This is a genomic window from Fictibacillus arsenicus (assembly GCF_001642935.1).
GTDB lineage: Bacteria > Bacillota > Bacilli > Bacillales > Fictibacillaceae > Fictibacillus > Fictibacillus arsenicus_B.
In genome coordinates, this window is the sequence record NZ_CP016761.1 from 3,306,739 (window position 1) to 3,325,445 (window position 18,707).

Sequence of the window (18,707 nt, forward strand, 5' to 3'; positions counted from 1 at the left end):
ATATTGCTCGGGAAATAATGAAAATGATCGTCCGCATATTCTACAAATATCCCCCTTGATCAACTCCAGTTTCACAGTGCACGATTGACATAATAAAGGTTCAGTTTTTAATCCAAAAAATGCTACCCAAGACCATGTTTCTGAATATGATTGATGACAATATAGGCAATAGCTCAAAATCCCGCCTCCTCATTCATGTGCCTAATATGTTTTATTGCATTCAACATACTCAGAGATTTGCCGTAATGAAAAAAGAGTACCTGTCCATTGTGATCATCTTTACTTCTACCTGCTCTGCCTGCCATTTGAACAAGTGCACTTTCAGAGAACACTTCATGATCAGCCCCGAAAATTACTACATCTAAAAATGGTACAGTTACACCCCGCTCTAAAATCGTCGTTGTAACTAAAAGCTGTATATCACCTTGCCGAAACCTTGCTACTTTATCTTTTCTTAGTGGATCTTCTGCATGAACAAAATCGACGATTACTTCAACATGCCCTCTTATCAGTTCAGTTACTTTTTCAATGATGGATACAGAAGGCACGAAAATCATTGCCCGTCTTTCACTGACAACTTGCGATTTAATCCATTTCAAAAAAGCAGGAGGTAACTTTCCTCTTTCTAAACGCTTCTTCCACTCTCCACTCCATACCATCTTCGGTTCAGGCAGAGGAAACCCGTGAAATCGGATCGGTATTTTTACACACGGTAGTTTGTTTTGAGTGACTTGTTTTTTCATCTTTCCGGAGGGGGTTGCTGAAAGGTAAAGGCGAAGAGCATCATTTCGCACGGAACCTGAAACTGCATGCTGAAGAGTCTTATCGTAGGAATATGGAAAAGCATCGACTTCATCAACGATCATAAGATTAAACGCTTGTTTAAATCTGTAGAGCTGATGCGTGGTTGAGATAACTAATTGTGCGGGTGTTTCTCTTTCTTTAGATCCGCCATAATAGCTGACGATCAAAGTATTTGGGAAAGCCTCTTTTATACGGGGTGCGAGTTCTAAAACGACATCAGTACGTGGTGTTGCGATGCAAACCCGTAATCCCATCTTCAATGCTTTTTCTATTCCATGAAATAGAACTTCAGTTTTTCCCGCTCCACATACTGCCCAAATTAATAGTTCTCCACTATTGCCAACTTGTTCAACAAAACAATCAGAAGCAATTTGCTGTCCTGCGGAAAGTTCCCCTCGCCACATTAACTGATGATCTGATTTATGTTTCACATCTGGACCTATCCAGGATAAAAGAGGCGAACACACACTTACTCTTACCATCATAATGCAGTTACGGCAATATACACAGTTTTCGCTTTTACATCGAAAACAGGAAAAAGAAGCAAACAAATGATATTTTTCATTGCCGCATCGTTTGCATTGCCACCCATATTTGGTTTTTATAACACCTTGGTTGTACATGACAAAACCATTCTCAAAATGTTCTTGTATTGTTTTTAAAGGAAGTTGAAGTTCATCAAAAAGAAGCATCTTTCCATAGAGGACTTGCTGGAGTTTTTCATCATACTTAAACGAGGAATTCAGAAGTTGGGGTTCTATTTGAGGAAGTTCCCCAAACGGAACTGGCGTGAAATCGAGGTTTTCTACAAGTGTTTCAGGAGCAACTATTAAACGATCGTTTAAAAAATAGGAGACAAACCTCATTGAGTTGTCTCCTGATGTGTTAGAGAATGCATATTCATCTCTCCAATATTATTCTTTTATCCAAGTGATTCCGAGTGAACCTTCACCCAGGTGTGTACCGATCACCGGTCCGAAATAGCTGATCGATACATCTGCATTTACAAACTTCCCGCGAAGTTCTTCTGCAATCTCTACTGCATCGTCTTCACGTTTCGCATGTATGACACTTATTGTTGCTCTTTCATCAGCCTTCAAATCTTCATCCATCAAATCAAAAATGCGCTTCAACGCTTTCTTTTTTGTACGTACTTTTTCAAATGGAACAATCTTTTTATCATCAAAATGAAGAATCGGTTTAATTTGCAATAGATTCCCAACAAAAAGCTGCGCTGTGTTCAATCGACCACCGCGGTGCAAGTGATTCAAATCATCCACTAAAAAGTACGCCGGGATTCCGTTACTCTTCATCTGCAGCAGTTCGTTCATGATGTCGTATCCATTAGCACCTTTACTTGCAAGCTCTGAAGCTTTCAACACGTAAAACGCTTGTGGTGAACAGCTGATTTCAGAATCGAACACATGTAGGGTAATGCCTTCTACCATTTCACCTGCTGCGACCGCACTCTGATACGTTCCGCTAATACCGCTAGATAATGTAATCATAACTGCTTCATCATAGTTTTTAGAAAGTTCTTCTAATAGCTCGACTAACTCACCGATCGCGGGCTGTGAAGTCTTCGGCAGTTTCTCTTCACGGCTGACCATTTCGTAAAAATCATCAACTTTTATTTCTGCTTCTTCTTTGTATGTTTCATTGTCAAAAATCACGTTGAGCGGAATCATTACAATGTTCTTTTCACTGCGGATATGTTCGGGTATGTATGAAGTACTGTCTGTAATGACGGCTACCTTGCTCATTTTTTTAGTCCTCTCTTATGCAAAAATCTTGTTTTCGTTACCTTTAACAGTGTACACCATCAGGAAAAGTAATTCACCAAATTCTCTTTTCTCTTTAGTTTTGTATTCGCCTTTTTAACATTGTATCCTTTAACTATTTTAAAGGTCTTTTAAGTGTTTGCTGCATAACGCATAAGCACCATACAAAACTGAGCGATTTTGCATAGTTGAAATTCTTAATTCCGGCTTAACAGGTACATATTTTTCGAGATTTTCATCTATTTTACTTAAGTATGGAGTTAGCTCGCTGCCAACGCCCCCACCTAATAAGATCACTTCTGGATTCAGAATTGCTGCTGCATTTATGATAGCCACTGTAAGATGTCTAACCGCATCATCAATAACCTTTTCTGCAGCTCGATCTCCTTTTTCAGCCAGTTTAAACAATTGTTTAGTTGTTACGGATTTTCCCGTTTCTTCTTTATACTTAAGAGCTATCCCAAACCCGCCCGCCTGCGTACTTAAATACCCATATCCAGGACGAGCCGGCGTGAATCCATCAATCAAGACATCTTTATCCGTCACCATATATCCAACTTCACCTGTTGAAAACTGGCTTCCCGCATAAACTTCTCCGTTAATGAGCAATCCCGCTCCAATACTTGTTCCGATCATAAAATAAAGAGCATGTTTCACATTTTTCAAACTTTCTTTTTCTACTTCCCCTAAGAGTCCTGTGTTCACATCGTTCCCAACAAAAACAGGAATCCCAAGAATACCATGCAGTTTTTCACCTAACGGATAACGATTCCACTTAAGGCTAGGTGCTTTTAGAACCATTCCAGTTCGGGTATCAACTAATCCTGGAACACCAAGTCCTACACAGCACACTTCTTCCATCGTTATTCCTTGCTCGTTAATACGCCGTTTCATTTCTTCTGCCAGACACTCTGCAACATCTGACAAAATGACTTCACCCGTTATTAGCGTTTTAGCATTTAACAGCTCACCATCAGCATCAAACAGCCCGCATTCAATGGTTGTTCCTCCTACATCTGCAGCTAGAATGTATTTCTTTTTCATACTTTACACCACCGTTCAATATATAACAAACTGTTTTATTCACTACAATAAAGTTTAAAGTTTTTAAAAAATATTTTTTCGAAAGAAGAAGGAAATTGTCGGATTTGGAAGAAATTACAATGTGACATAGGAAAAAAGGAGGTTCAGAACCATTGGATCATAATCTATACATTGTCATTTTATCTCTATTCGTTTGTTTTCTTTTCGCACTGGTTTCCATAGAGTGGACTCAAAAGCGGTCAGAAGAGCAAAAAACGAAGCACCGATTTTTAATTTTAGGTTCCGTTACAATGGGTATTGCTGTGTGGGCGACACACTTCATGGGCATGCTGTCCATTCAAAGTCCTGTAACTATGTATTATGATCTCCAGACCATGTTACTTGCTTTTGCAGTGGGGATTATATTTTCTTATGTCTCTTTCTACCTTCTTCAGTATAACGTGCAAAAGCTTCCAAAAAAAACTTGGGCTCCTGTTATTACTTTTGGAGCCGGATTAATTTTAGTTCATTCAATCGGTTTGCTATCTATGCATGTCCATATGCCTCTTCAGACAGACTTACCCTTGATTCTGTTATCAGTCACCTCTGCATTCCTTTTTTCTTGGATTGGTTTTCGAATTCTCCTTTTACAAGCGTTTAAGTTTAGACTTATTATAGCCAGCCTATCACTGACAAGCGGAGTCAATCTTATGCATTATATCGGTGAGATGGCATTGGTTGGCGGGACACCTACGTTTAATTGGCATAACGAATTCCCTCTTTCAAACATAAATATTCTTTCCACCTTACTGGTATTAGGGGCAACGATTATTGTATTGATTCTGTATATATTAGAGCAGCTTGATCAGAAAAAAATCGTTCAGCAGCGAATCGAACTTTTAGAGAGTGAGCATCGTTATAATTCACTTTTCGACCTTAACCCTGAAGGTGTTTTTGTAATCGGTCCTGATCGGAATTTTATCAAGGCGAACAATTCCATTGAGATCATTACGGGCTATACTTTCAAAGAACTTCAAAAAATGCCTTACACAAACTTGTTAAAAGAAAATCAAATCCAAAATTCATTAAACTTCTTAAAAAGAGTTATGGAGGGTGCAACTGTTAAACATCCACTGACGATTCATCATAAGGATGGCCATGAAGTGGAGCTTGAAATCACAAGCCTGCCTTATTCGCTGAATAATACCATTACAGCCGTTATCGGAATCGCAAAAGATATGACTTCATTTTATGAGGCACAGAATTTTAAGGAAAAGGCTCAAACACTTGCATATGTCGGTGAACTTGCTGCCGGTCTTGCCCATGAAATACGAAATCCGCTCACATCGATAAAAGGTTTTGCACAGCTATTTCTCTCACAAGATTCTATTGATGAAAAAAATCACTTCCTAGGAATTATGCTTCGAGAAACAGAACGAATTAACTTCATCATCAGCCAGCTTATGATTTTGGCTAAACCTCACATGATTATTCAAAAAGAGCATGACTTAAATGAAGTACTTAAACGCTCGTTGAAATTTTTAGATGATGAAGCAGACTTTCATACAACTACTTTTCAGTTTGATCTGCCATATAACCCTGTCTTTTTCAAATGTGAAGAAAACCTGATGACCCAGCTGTTTTTAAATATTTTAAAAAATGCGCTGGAAGCCATCCCTTCATGGGGAACAATTTCCGTCAGCCTAAAACAAAACAGTGAAAACATTCACATCTCAATACAAGATGATGGTACTGGCATTCCAGATAACATAAAACCCATGCTTGGACAGCCTTTTTATACGACAAAGGAAAGTAATCCTGGTCTTGGTCTTCTGATCTGTTATCAAATCGCACAGCATCATGGCGGCAAGATGAACATCGAATCACAAGAGGGCTGTGGGACGACGGTATCTCTTGAGTTTCCAGTGAATATTGCAAAAGAAGATACAAAATTGCTTGAAACGAGCAGTGTTTAATAGGGTTATTTCTCCTAAAGTGAATATACTATAGACTGCTGATCTTAATCTCACGGAAATAGAGGATATTCTCACGAGAATGCGATTTAATCTCACGAGATTTTACACTAATTTCACGAGAATTACTATATACTCGCGAGTCGACACACTGCCACAAACCCCAGAATCTCATCTGGACACAAAAAAAGACCTTCTCACTCGAAGGTCTTCTCTTTCCTCATAAATTAACGTACTTTTACCCAGCCGTTTTTGATCGCTTCAACAACAGCTTGTGTACGGTCGTTTACATTCATCTTTTGCAAGATGTTACTTACGTGGTTCTTAACTGTTTTTTCACTGATATACAGCTCTTCCCCAATCGTACGGTTGCTTCGTCCGTCAGCTAAAAGCTGAAGAACTTCACACTCACGGCGTGTTAGGATGTGCAATGGCTTGCGGTATTCCACTTCTACAAACCCAGCTTTGTTTTGTTGTGTTTTGTTCGTTGTAGATAATCGGCGAAATTCGTTCAGCAAGTTATACGTGATCTTCGGGTGAAGATAAGCTCCACCATCTGCTACAACGCGAACTGCCTCAATCAATGAATCTGCGTCCATCTCTTTTAAAAGATAGCCTGATGCTCCTGTCTGAACCGCATGGGATACATAGGTCTCATCATCATGGATGGAAAGGATGATAACTTTCGTGTCAGGAGACTTCTCCACAAGACGGCGAGTTGCTTCTACGCCGTTGATGTTCGGCATGTTGATGTCCATAAGCACTACATCTGGATTGTGATCGCGGACGATACTTTCCGCTTCTGAACCATCATCACCTTCAGCTACAACAGAGAACTGATCTTCCATATCTAAAATGCGTTTTACTCCTTCACGGAACAAACGGTGGTCGTCAATAATAGCTATTCTCGTTTTCTCAGGTGCTGAGGCGTTATTTTCGTACACATTAACATTATTCATGTGTGAACCCTCCTAGTCTTGAATGGGAATTTGAATGTAAACACTTGTACCGTAGTTCAAGCGGGATTTAACTTTTAATGTACCTTCAAGGAGTTCTACCCGCTCCCGCATCCCCATCATACCAAAGGAATTGGATTTTGCAGGCTTAGACATGTCGAATCCTTTGCCATCATCTCGAATATATAATGAAATGAATTTTTGAGTAAACTCCAGTTTAACCTCGATTAAGTTTGCATCTGAATGTTTAACTGCATTGCTGACAGATTCCTGAATCAAACGGAATATGGCAATCTCCATTTTAGTAGGAAAACGCCTGGATTGTCCCAGAGCATGCAGTTCAACTGTCTTCCGGGATCGTTCCTTTACGTTTCGCAAATACTTATCCAGTGTAGGAACAAGACCAAGGTCATCTAATGCCATTGGGCGGAGATCATATATAATCCGGCGAACTTCTTTTAGAGAGTCGCGAACCATCACCCTTAAGTCTTTTATTTCGGCACGGGCGGCATCAGTTCCTTTTTCGGTATAGATTTTCTCTAGTAATTCCGAGCGAATAAGGACGTTTGCCATCAGTTGGGCAGGACCATCGTGAATTTCACGGGATACCCGCTTTCGCTCTTCTTCCTGTGCCTCAATGATCTGAAGACCAAATTCCTGCTTTTGTTTGGCATCCTGAACAAGTTCATTGATCTTTCTTAAATCTCCGTTCAGGTAATTCAGGACAACAGAGATCTGCCCTGCCAGAGATTCAGCTTTTTGAACGGTTTCATTCAGTGCTAGAATCCGCCGCTCCAGCTCATCTCTTTTTTCACGGAGCTGCTTTTCGGTTTGCCTAATAATCGATAGCTCGATCTGATACTTATTGGCATTCTCATAAGCATCACGAATATCTGATTCGCTATATTTTTGAAAATGCTTGCTTACTTCAGCCAGTCTGGTTCGTGCTAATTTTGCCGAGTCCTCTGTTTTGTCAGCTTTATGAATTACTTCGATTACTTGCTGCTTAACCAATTCAAGTTCACGATGCAGCTGCTGAAATTCCTGACGAGAATGCTCACTGATTTCAAAGATCTGCGATTGGCTTTCGGTTACCGTATCGATGGTTTTATTTAATATTCCGTCCAACAGATGTGGATCTATCGTTAATTTAGCTGCAGACATGTAAATTTCCCCCAATTAAAACGATAAAGAAGTACAGACGGAAGTTCTAGAACCATCTAGCCTAATTTTCATATAGGACTTTTTATCCATAAGTCATAAATCCTTCTTATATACTACATTCGCCAAGAAGTGGAATTTTATGACTTTTCTTGCTAAAAAATATTTAAAGAATTTGAAGGATTTTTAAAATACCTTATAATGAAGAATATCATGTTACTTTACAGGATTGAAGATTTTTCGACAATTTTGACTATAAATTTTTAATGACATCATTTAAAGGGAGCTTTTCTATATATGTTATCCGACTATCTTACTGTCAAAAAAACTGGCCAGCACGAAATTGTAATTGATAAATCCCGCTTTATTGCGCACATCGCACGAGCAACGACGGAAGATGAAGCTATCAGTTTTATACAATCCATAAAAAAAGAACACAGCAGTGCCACTCACAACTGCTCTGCCTATTTAATAGGCGAAACAGACAATATTCAAAAAGCAAATGACGACGGTGAGCCAAGCGGTACAGCGGGTGTTCCGATGTTAGAAGTTCTCAAAAAAAGGGAATTGAAAGACACTGTTGCTGTCGTTACCCGCTACTTCGGCGGAATAAAGCTAGGTGCCGGCGGGTTAATCCGTGCTTATGGAAAATCCGTTTCAGAAGGTCTCAACCATATTGGCGTTGTTCAGCGTCAGCTTCATCAAATCGTACACATCACGGTTGATTACACACTTCTAGGAAAAATGGAAAACGAACTTCGCAACTCAGTCTATCCCGTTAAAGAGATGAACTACTTAGATAAAGTAGAAATTCAAATGTATGTACCAATAAAAGAAGCAGACTCATTTAGGGACTGGATTACAGATCTTACGAATGCTCAGAGTAAAATTCAATTTGGCGAGCAGGAATATCTTGAGAAAAATGTATAGTCCTATTTCCCTAATTTCAACAAAATGTAACAATAATTTTGTTGCTATTTTCCTTTTGGTCTCTTAACATTAAACTATTGCCAAAAAATTACGGTTAAGTTGACACCAATATTATATATATTTGGTACGAAAGATTTATACTATGGGTATAGGCCCTTATTTCTTTGAATGATAAAGGAGTTTTCCATTATGAATAGAAAAGTTATGCGCCAAAGGAGAAAAAAACGACGTCGTATACTTTTTATCTTTGTTCCATTGCTGGTTATTGTACTGGCATCTGTAGGTTACGGCTCTTATTTAACATACAAATTAGCAAATGCAACTTCTAATGCGAACGAAGAATTAGGTCGCGGCGGGAAATCAGAGAAACGTGAACAGGCAGTTGACCCTTCAGAAGATCATTTCTCTGTGCTTTTAGCTGGGGTCGATGACAGTTCTACTCGTGGTTTTAGTGCGAATGGTGATTATAAGGGTGTCCGAACGGATGCACTTATCTTAGCTACATTCAACCGCGAAGATAAATCAGTGAAGATGGTCAGCATGCCTCGTGACTCGAAAGTTGAGATTCCAGGTCGACGAAATACAGACCGTATCGCACATGCTCATTCATATGGCGGTATGGATCTGACAGTTGAAACGGTTGAAGAACTTTTCGATGTTCCGGTCGATTATTATGTAAAACTTAATTTTGATGCTTTCCTAGAGATCGTTGATGCTCTTGGCGGTGTTGAAATCAATGTAGAAAAAGAAATCACTGAGCAAAACAGTAAAGACGAAGCAGGAGCTATTCATTTAGAGCCTGGTTTACAAGAACTAGGACCTGAAGAAGCACTTGCTTATGCTAGAACACGTAAGCTTGACTCAGATATTTATCGTGGTGATCGTCAGAAGCAGCTAGTTGAAGCTATCATTAAGAAATCTGCACAAATGGAGTCAATCCCGAAATACGGTACCGTAATTGATTCAGTTGGCGACAACATGGCAACGAACTTTACGTTTGGCAATATCTTGGCTCTATTCAAGTATTCAAAATCAATTGATACCATTGAGAACCTGAAGCTTGAAGGTTTCGACGATACGAGCACTGGCGCTTATTACTATGCGCTAGACGAGAATTCAGTAGAAGAAGTATCTGAAAAACTTAAATCTCACTTAGAACTTCCTGGATATGAGTACAACCCAAGTACTGAAAGTTCAACAAATGAGTCAGAGGAAAACGGCTCTGAAGATACAGAAACACCTTAATAATATCTTTACAAAATCTTAGTTTAGCTTCCCTATCTTTAGGGAAGCTTTTTTTGTATGCTTTTAGAGAGGATACCGAATTGTAAAATAACTGGAAATAAGTGATGGTTTAAGTATCCCAACAAAACATGTTACACTTACGAACGTTGTTATTATGAAATTTTTATCATTAGAAAATATTTATCTATGCAATCAAAATCGAGGTGAAAGACATGAAGAACAATACATTACAGCGACCTCAACAAATTCGTGAAATTTACTTGGTCCGTGCATTGGCTATTATCGGAGTAATTATGGTCCACTCCACTTCTGGTGTTGTAGCAGCTTTCAACCCAGATTCATCACTTTATGGAGTGTATAACTTTTTAAACATCTTCTTTAAATTTGGTACACCGACATTTATTTTCTTATCTAGTTTTGTTCTTTTCTTTAATTACTATCACAAACCGTTAACAAAAGAACGCATAACAAGCTTTTATAAAAAAAGAATGCTTTACATCATCATTCCTTACTTTATCTTTTCTTTCTTATACTTTGCGATGACAGCAACAGTTCAAGGCTATGCAAGTACAGGCGAGATGATTAGAGCGTTCGTTATGGACTTTTTAACAGGTAAAGCATACACACATTTATACTTTGTGTTTATCTCAATCCAGCTTTACATTCTGTTTCCGTTTATCTTAATGTTCTTGAAGAAGTTCCCTAAGGTGACGAAGCACACAATCTGGATTGGATTTGTCCTTCAGTGGGCATTCGTATTGCTGAACCACTACTACTGGCAGTATTCACTAAAAGGAAGTATTTCGTTCTCTTATATGTCTTACTACTTCCTTGGAGCCTTTATGGGGATTCACTATCAGCAGATTCATGATTATCTGATTGTGACAAAAGAGAAGCTTTTCTCTAAGAAAGCTCTCGTTTGGATTCCACTTTGGGCGATTTGGATTGGTACTTCTGCCGGTCACGTTGGTGTATGGTATGCCACTCGTGCAAATGGAGCGATGATTGACTCTAAGATTTATGAATTATTGTGGAACGTGCATACCTTTACTTCTGCTTTAGTTCTAATGCAGATCGCGTACTGGTTATACCGTAACCTACATGAAAAAGTATTGAACGTAATGATTCACTTAGGTGTTGTATCATTCGGTATTTACTTGATCCACCCGATCCTGCTGTTAATCGCACGTAAAGTGCTTGTGACATCAGATCCAATTCTGTATCATGTTTCGGTAGCAGTAATGTTCTTATTTGCACTGATCGGTTCATGGATTATTGTAGGAAACATCATGAAGTTCAAGGAATCTTGGGTACTATTCGGACCAAAACCGAAGAATCCTTATGTACCATCTTCTAAAAAAGAAGCTTATCAAGCATCATAATCATAATTTGGAGTTGACTCGTGACCGAGTCAACTCTTTTTTTATGTTGAAAGTTGCCTGGGAGAGCTCAGCTCGGTGAATCTCACGAATAGTGAAGTTAATCTCACGAAAATGGACGATAATCTAACGAATTTTGTAAGTAATCTCACGAATATTTCAAAATACTCACGAGTCGACAAAGTGATATTTCAAAAACATAAAAGAAGCTGATACAAGAAATTACTTGTACCAGCTTCAGCTTTATTTTTTAACTGTTTTAACATATGACCAGCAAGATAATAACCTTCACTGCCTTTTAACTCACTATCCGGTTTGATACGTTGCTGCAAAGTCCCATCAATATATCCTTTCTCAATGGCTGTGTTCCAAGCCTCTTCTTCTGATACTGAAACACCATTCAACACTAACAGCATTTGAGCGGCTTGCTGACCCGTTAAAACATCTTTTCCTTCATCAATCAGCTTTTTCATTTCTTGCATCTTATATTGGCTCGCTTGATCTGGCATCATGCGGTTAATTCCATTCGTCAACAAGTTGCTGAAAGATACTTCACTAATTGGTTTGTTTACAGGGAATTCGTTCGTATATCCTCCAACCACAAGACCATAATTAATCAATGGCTTCGTGTTTTCGTAGAACCATTCTCCTTCATAAGGGAACTTGATATCAAAAGCGTATAGGTTCGCGCCTTGTTCTTTTAATGTATCCTGAAGCTTTTTAATTAACTCTTTATTCTCAGACATCTCACGGAAAGTCGTCTCATTTTTTATAGAAATAGCTGAAGCCGCACCTGCTGCTTCTCCTAAAGTCATTCCAGTTGGAACTACACGTGCACTTCCTGCCGCAATCGAGCTGTATCCTGCAGCCTTACTCGCGATCAACAAGTTATCTACCTTTAAAGGAATCAACGAACGGAAAGGAATCGCATACTGCTCCGGCTTTGAAATGACATAACCGTAATCTCCAGGTGATGTTGCTTGAACATCCACAGGATAAGCTCCAAATCCAATGGAATCCCAATGGTCTTTATTTTCCCAGATGTCTGTCATCGGAAGCTGATATTCTGTCTTCACATGGCGTGTTTCACGCACATACAACTCTGGCGGAAAGCTTTCGATTTCAGCTTTTTCAAAGCCAGGGAACTCTTTTTGTAAGTAAGCTAAAATGTGTTTTGTTTCTTCTTTGGCAATTTGAATAGCTTTTTGTTTGTCGGATTCATTCAAACCGTTAATCCCGAAAACCTGCAGCGCATTAATGTAAATCGAACCATCATCCTGGCGAACGACATTCAATCCGCGCAATCTGGTTTGCGGGTTCACTGGTTTGTAGTCATAATGCAAATCAGAAAAACCCCAAGCAACATTACTCGTCACTTCCCCGCCACCAAAAACACCGTCTTTCGCAGCTTTTTGAACTTTATCCCAGTCCACATTGCTAAAGTGCATCATAAGCGTCACAGCCATTTTACGATCTTCTAAGCCGATATCTGCTCCACCTTTAAAGAATGGTGCGTCAGCCGCCGTCGCTAAGTCTGCGTCTTGAGTCGCATCGATAAAGCGTTTAGCAGAAATGGTATGTTGTTCTCCGCTCTCATCAGTTAGCACGATGCCTGTTAAAGCATTGCCATCCTTCACAACATTATTCATTTTTGTATTTAGTGATAACGTCAAGTTTTCTTCATTTTGAACTAGCTGCATAAACGCTGTTTCGGCATCCTCTAAGTCAAATCCGATCCGGCTTCCTGTCAGCTTGAACCACTCAAGGAATACACCCTGATTTGCCCATTTTTGATTTTTATCATAACTTACATCCAAAAAGTTTAGTGCACCATATGTAAAAAGACCGCCTAATCCGTCACGGTGTTCAATTAGTAATGTCTTTGAACCATTTTTCGCAGCTGAAACGGCTGCTGCTACTCCCTCTGGTTCTCCACCCACGACGATAACGTCATATTGTTCCTCTAAATCCGGCGCTTCATATGGATGTACATCCATCTTTGCAACCGTAGTAGGATATGGATAAATCTTTTTTATAAAAATAAATGCCACTACCAGAACGACCAGTAATCCTCCTGATACAGCCCATCTCATCCAACCTTTATTTCTCATCCCCACAACATCCTTTGTAACGAAAATTTAACATAAAATTAGTATATCAGACAATTTTTACCCAGTACACTTCTAGTTTTGTCGATTTTTGCCGAATTGAGCTTTACAAGAAATATACAGTTTCTTTACAAAAGAAAAGCGGACTGGGTATAATTTATTAAACAATTGTTTAACGGGGGTGTCGATTTGCAACAAGGAAGAACTGCATTTTTTGGATCTCTTTTCTTCATATTTGTATTTTCAATGGCTTTAAAAGCCTTATTTGCTCGATATATATTATTTCAGGATATTAATTTGTTAGATACCATTTCGCTTGAACTCAGCTATATCCTCCTTTTTGCTTGTCTAATTGAATACATAGCGAAAAATAAGCTGAAATTTCCGCTTTACTTAATGATAAATTTACTGTTATCCACTCTATTCTTTGGAATTGCCGTTTACCACTCTTACTTCGGTAACATTCCAACCTATTATGCCCTAATGCAAGCTGGACAAGTAGGCGCAGTGAAAGATAGTGTGACGCAGCTGATTCAGCCGGAATATTTTCTTCTATATGCTGACTTTCTCGTAATGATAGGAGTTCTCTTAACTAGAAAACTTCCCTTATATTCTAATTTAAAACTTTCAAAAACCAAGGTAATCGGTCCGATTTTAGCGCTTTCCTTTGCTGCTTGTTTAGCCAACTTATTTCTTCATAAAGATGAGATCATCACGAACTCTGCACTAGCTGCAGAGACAAAAGGAATCTTTAATTTTGAAGCACTGCAGGCTTATTACGGACCAAACGGCGGACTTCCCCAAGCTGCTGCTCTTACAGAAAAAGAGTTAAAGAGTGAAGAAACGATTCAAGATAAAATCAATGAAATTAAAGGGATAAAAGAAATTCCTGATTCGGAACGTAAATACTTTGGGGCTGCGAAAGGCCGCAATCTGATTTTAATTCAGTTCGAGTCAATGCAAGACTTCCCTATCGGCTTGAAGATCGATGGTAGAGAAGTAACTCCGAACATGAACAAGCTGATTCAAAACAGCTTTTATTTTAACAACCTTTATCAGCAGACTGGTGCCGGGAATACGTCTGATGCCGAGTTTATCGCAAACACTTCACTCTACCCTGCTGGAATGGTTGCGACATCAACGTTTTTTGAGACAAAGGCTTTTCCGAGTATGCCGAAGCTTCTTAAAGAAGAAGGCTACAAAACCTTTACGCTTCATGCCGATAAAGTTGATTTTTGGAATCGTGTAGAGCTGTATCCTTCTTTAGGTTTTGATAAGTACTATGCTTTAGAGTTTTTCGGTAAGGAGGACCTCATTGGACTTGGCCCCTCTGATGAAGTGATGTTTAATAAAGGAATGCCGTTGTTAATGGACTTACATGCTAAAAACAAACCGTTTTATGCCCATTTTATCTCAATGACAAGCCATCATCCTTATGAGATTCCAGCTGATAAAGAAGTGTTTGAGCTTCCAGAAAAGTATAAGAGTTCAATTGTTGGAAAGTATATTCGAGCGATCAGCTACAACGATATGGTGTTAGGAAAGTTGATCGATCAGTTAAAAGCTGAAGGAATGTGGGAAAACACGGTACTAGCGTATTACGGGGATCATATGGGAATGCACCACACAATGTTTAAGGAAAAAGACCCTGAGATTTTGAAAGAATTCTTAGGACATGAGTATACGAAAATTGACCGCTTCAATGTTCCGTTTGTTATTACAGCCCCAGGAATAACTGATGGCGGAATGACTTCCGATCAGCTCGCTGGTCAGCTTGATATGATGCCAACGCTGGCTAACTTATTAGGAGTGTCATTGAATGATTATGTTCATTTTGGCCAGGATCTGTTGAATCATAAAGAAAACTTAATTGGTATGCGCTATTATATGCCGGCTGGCTCGTTCTTTAATGATCATATTGTGTTTCAACCGGAAAAATCGTTTGATGATGGTGAAGCATTGACACTAGAGACCGCAACTAAAGTGCCGCATGCTCCATACAAGGAAGATTATGACCGAATTTTGAAGCTATTGGGCTTATCTGATCAGTATTTAAAGTCGTTGCCAGAAAAATAGAGAGAACCGATGTGTAGATGTACACATTAAAGGTATAAAAAGCTCTGCAAAGAATTCTTTGCAGAGCTTTTTTAATGTAATCTCACGAGAATTAAGTTTAATCTCTCGAAAACGCAATTTAATTTCACGAGTTTTTGATTAATCTCACGAAAATAATATTATACTCGCGAGTCGACATTCTGTGACAAATAAACAACCCTGCCAGAACACCTTTAAGCATCCTAACAGGGTTTAAACTACCTCGAAAACAGCTCAATCGCTTGTTTCGCCGTGTCTTTCGCTTTCGCGGTTAATGGACCAACTGCTGCAGCCAACTTCTCTTTCTCTTGCGGCAGCGCCTCTAAATGGCGACGTAACGCTTCAGCTAGCTCTTCACTCGTCCACTCACCATCAACATGAGCAAACACCGGCTGATTGGCTTGCTCTGAGAATGCATCAATTTTCGGGTCATAAGACAACGCAAGGAAAGGCGTGTTCATGATTCCTGCAAAGATCAAAGCATGGAGTCTCATCGCTAATAGCATGTCAGACAAGCCAATGATCGATACCTTCTCCTCGATCGAAGCATTATAAGGTGCTACATACGCTTTTTCATTCATCATCGCGAAAATTTCACGGGAAGTATCATCATCATGCTTATCATGCATCGGGATAAACACAACCTCGTTCCCTCTGCGAATAAAATCATCCAGTGCTTCAGCAATTTTCTTTTTAAAATCGGTAGTCGTCGGCCACTCCCGAACAGATACGGTTAAAACAGGCTTCGTAAAACCTTGCTGCTGGTACCAATCAGACTTAGCTTCACTCAAATGAAAACCTAGCACTGGATCTGGTACCAGCTCCATCTCATTACGCAACCCGATATCTCTTAACAACTGAATCGACCCAGTATCACGAAGTGTAATCTTCCCTGCTTTTTTCAGCATCATTCTTGTCAAGAACTGGCTCACTGACTTATCGATCGGCCCCATTCCTTGCGAATAGATAAAGAACGGTTTATCTGCCATACGAGCAAGCATCATAATACCTGTGTAATAAGGAATGCTCTTCATACCTGTTTTATCCTGAAGCAAGCTCCCACCACCTGAAATCAGTCCATCAGAAGTTTTCAATACAGCAAAAACATCTTTCATCTGCCAGCGGTTGATGGCATCAACACCATATGTTCTCTTTGTAAATTCCGGATCGTTGGAAAGAACCACGATGTCAATATCCGGCTTTTGTTCTTTTAAAGCGGAGATGATCGATAGAAGAATCGCCTCATCCCCGATGTTGTTAAATCCATAATATCCTGATAAAACTACTTTCATTGTATCCACCTTTCACGTACGTACGGGTACAACTTATCTTTTATTGCTTTATAAATTGCGATCATTACAAGTCCGATTATGAGTCCGATTACAAGTGCGTACACGGAGCGCAGAACGGACAATAGTAAAGGAATGTGCAGATGTGTAAATGTATTCATCATGGATGCAAACCCGATCGCACCAACAACCAAGAACGCACTCGCAATTCCTGCATATCTGCGGAATAAGTATAGCCCAAACACAAAGAACGGGAATCCGATTAAGAATTCTTTCGTACGCGGACGTACAAACATAAGCTCTTCAAGCTTGCTTCTTAATGTTAATTCAAGTGCACTCGCTGTTCCTGCGTTTCCTGAACGGCTTAAGTAGTATGCACCGATAATAGCTACAACTCCAAGTACTAAGACATGCCAATAACGAACAGGACTGTTAATATAACTGATAAACCTTTTTAGAGATGAAGCATGGTTAATCTGGAGTCCAAGAACAATAGCTGTTACTAAAATTGGTAAAGCAAGTAACACTTTAATCCCTCGGAATTCCTCTAGTTTATATAAATAAGCATCTCCATAAAGTAAACTCACTACCAGCCAAGCGCCAGCGAAAACAATTAATGCAGCCATTACATAATTAAGAACGATTTTATTAATGTTATCTGCATGACGAACTCTAAGTATTGCCCAGATTGGACCAGCTACAGCTACTAATAAAGCAAATCCTTTTAACAGCATCCCAACTCCAAGAAATAAGTAACCTGCTGAAATTGCCAATCCGCCGATCAGAGCAAGCATAGTTAGTTTTTTATGAACAGATGCAGCAGCTAATGCAAGATAAACTGAACCACCTAAGAAAGCAAATAGCTGTAAAAGTTTATAGTCCTTCATGTCTTTAAATGGCTGGGCTTCACCTGTTTTAAAGTAACCAGGTACTTCTGCATGAAAATCCTGAATTTCGTTAATCATTTGTTTAAATTCAGCTTCTGCAGTTTTGTCATCTAACTTTTGAACCTTCACTAATAGTGTTCGAATGTTACGTTCTTTTACCGCTCGTGATAATCGTTCAGAAGCAGCGTTTTCACTGGTTCTGTTTTCAGAGTAAAGTCTTTCCACATCATAATTCATTTCTTTCGCAAAAGTTTGCATCCCCTTTTGCTCTGTTCCTTCAATAACAACTACATCATAGTCATTAGATTTTAATTGGTTTGCATATTTAACTAATTTTTCTTTACTTGTACCATCATAACCAACAACTTCTTTGCCAATAAACAGAACTTTATCTACTTCGTTTTTAGGGAATTTTAATAACTGTCTAACCATGGTGTCGTTGCTGGAATGACCGTCTTTTTCATCAGATGAAGAAAAGTCATTTTTTATACGAGGAACCACCTGAAAACCGTTGGACACAATCTCTTGGTATGTGTCTGTATTAAAATAGCCTAATGATTTATCCTCAATTTTAGGGTCGTCATCTGTTTTTCCTTCAATAAAATAAAATTTTTGACCGTTCGCTGTTAAAGTTGAAATGTTATCTTTAAAAGCACGTTGCAAGTACTGCTCAGATTTGTGACCTTGTTTAAGATAGCTTACAAAGATCCCCTCATTAGCTGGAAGTTTATTTGTATTTAAATTGTTCGTTAAAGCAAAATAATTTTGAATATCACTTTTACTAAGAACCGCTACCACACCTTGGGTTTCTAGTGAGCTTATATTTTCAGGTTCTAGCGTGATGGAATGGACTTTTGCATCTTTTAATCTTTTATAAATTTCATTAGTAGAAACATCTTCACTTTTCAAAATTTCTAGGTCCGTATACGGAACCATCACTTCATATGTATTGTTTGCCGACTCGGTTTTGATGCGTTCGTAGATCATGGGGCTGGTGAGCAGCAAGGATACAATCAATAGGCCGAATAATACTTTTTTCAACAAAGAACATTCCTTTCTCGGTTCAGGTCTTGGTGC

The 18,707-nt window shown here is 39.0% G+C and carries 13 protein-coding genes; 5 read left to right on the forward strand and 8 right to left on the reverse strand.

Annotation, left to right across the window (positions count from 1 at the left end; translation table 11 throughout):
* Positions 1-173: 173 nt before the first annotated feature.
* The 3 genes from ABE41_RS16965 to ABE41_RS16975 form a co-directional block, all read right to left on the reverse strand.
* The gene (locus ABE41_RS16965) at positions 174-1,670 is read right to left on the reverse strand and encodes an ATP-dependent helicase ComFA (protein WP_066292889.1); all 1,497 of its coding nucleotides are present in this window, start codon (positions 1,668-1,670) and stop codon (positions 174-176) included.
* Between the two features lie 48 nt (positions 1,671-1,718).
* Entirely contained in the window at positions 1,719-2,567 is an 849-nt protein-coding gene (locus ABE41_RS16970) for a DegV family protein (protein ID WP_066292893.1), read from the reverse strand.
* A gap of 138 nt (positions 2,568-2,705) precedes the next feature.
* Positions 2,706-3,629: an ROK family protein gene (locus ABE41_RS16975; RefSeq protein WP_066292896.1), complete on the reverse strand. Its 924-nt coding sequence runs from the start codon at positions 3,627-3,629 to the stop codon at positions 2,706-2,708.
* Between the two features lie 152 nt (positions 3,630-3,781).
* On the opposite strand from ABE41_RS16975, the gene ABE41_RS16980 reads away from it, so the two are divergent.
* Positions 3,782-5,584 carry an ATP-binding protein gene (locus ABE41_RS16980; protein WP_066292899.1) on the forward strand — a complete coding sequence of 601 codons (1,803 nt, stop codon included), beginning with the start codon at positions 3,782-3,784 and terminating at the stop codon, positions 5,582-5,584.
* Between the two features lie 224 nt (positions 5,585-5,808).
* On the opposite strand, the gene ABE41_RS16985 is transcribed toward ABE41_RS16980, so the two are convergent.
* Both ABE41_RS16985 and ABE41_RS16990 read right to left on the reverse strand, forming a co-directional pair.
* Complete coding sequence (locus ABE41_RS16985) at positions 5,809-6,540, reverse strand: response regulator (protein ID WP_066292901.1); 732 nt, start codon at positions 6,538-6,540, stop codon at positions 5,809-5,811.
* A gap of 12 nt (positions 6,541-6,552) precedes the next feature.
* A complete protein-coding gene (locus tag ABE41_RS16990) occupies positions 6,553-7,701 on the reverse strand; it encodes a sensor histidine kinase (RefSeq protein ID WP_066292904.1) in 1,149 nt (382 codons plus the stop codon).
* A 294-nt stretch (positions 7,702-7,995) separates the two neighbouring features.
* Here ABE41_RS16990 and ABE41_RS16995 point away from each other — a divergent pair, with 294 nt between their 5' ends.
* The 3 genes from ABE41_RS16995 to ABE41_RS17005 all read left to right on the forward strand — a co-directional run bounded on the left by ABE41_RS16995 (position 7,996) and on the right by ABE41_RS17005 (position 11,255).
* Positions 7,996-8,628: a YigZ family protein gene (locus tag ABE41_RS16995; RefSeq protein WP_066292909.1), complete on the forward strand. Its 633-nt coding sequence runs from the start codon at positions 7,996-7,998 to the stop codon at positions 8,626-8,628.
* Positions 8,629-8,817: 189 nt separating this feature from the next.
* Positions 8,818-9,873 carry an LCP family protein gene (locus tag ABE41_RS17000; RefSeq protein ID WP_066292915.1) on the forward strand — a complete coding sequence of 352 codons (1,056 nt, stop codon included), beginning with the start codon at positions 8,818-8,820 and terminating at the stop codon, positions 9,871-9,873.
* A 212-nt stretch (positions 9,874-10,085) separates the two neighbouring features.
* On the forward strand, positions 10,086-11,255 hold the full coding sequence (locus ABE41_RS17005; protein ID WP_066292917.1) for an acyltransferase: 1,170 nt from the start codon (positions 10,086-10,088) through the stop codon (positions 11,253-11,255).
* A gap of 188 nt (positions 11,256-11,443) precedes the next feature.
* On the opposite strand, the gene ABE41_RS17010 is transcribed toward ABE41_RS17005, so the two are convergent.
* Positions 11,444-13,363 (reverse strand): FAD-dependent oxidoreductase, encoded by a 1,920-nt coding sequence (locus ABE41_RS17010; RefSeq protein ID WP_066292920.1) that lies wholly within the window; start codon positions 13,361-13,363, stop codon positions 11,444-11,446.
* Between the two features lie 186 nt (positions 13,364-13,549).
* Here ABE41_RS17010 and ABE41_RS17015 point away from each other — a divergent pair, with 186 nt between their 5' ends.
* A complete protein-coding gene (locus tag ABE41_RS17015) occupies positions 13,550-15,436 on the forward strand; it encodes an LTA synthase family protein (protein WP_083207852.1) in 1,887 nt (628 codons plus the stop codon).
* A 236-nt stretch (positions 15,437-15,672) separates the two neighbouring features.
* On the opposite strand, the gene csaB is transcribed toward ABE41_RS17015, so the two are convergent.
* On the reverse strand, positions 15,673-16,746 hold the full coding sequence (gene csaB / locus ABE41_RS17020) for a polysaccharide pyruvyl transferase CsaB (protein ID WP_066292922.1): 1,074 nt from the start codon (positions 16,744-16,746) through the stop codon (positions 15,673-15,675).
* Positions 16,743-18,671 carry a DUF5693 family protein gene (locus ABE41_RS17025; protein WP_066292925.1) on the reverse strand — a complete coding sequence of 643 codons (1,929 nt, stop codon included), beginning with the start codon at positions 18,669-18,671 and terminating at the stop codon, positions 16,743-16,745. The genes csaB and ABE41_RS17025 overlap by 4 nt, the downstream gene beginning before the upstream one ends.
* Positions 18,672-18,707: the final 36 nt, after the last annotated feature.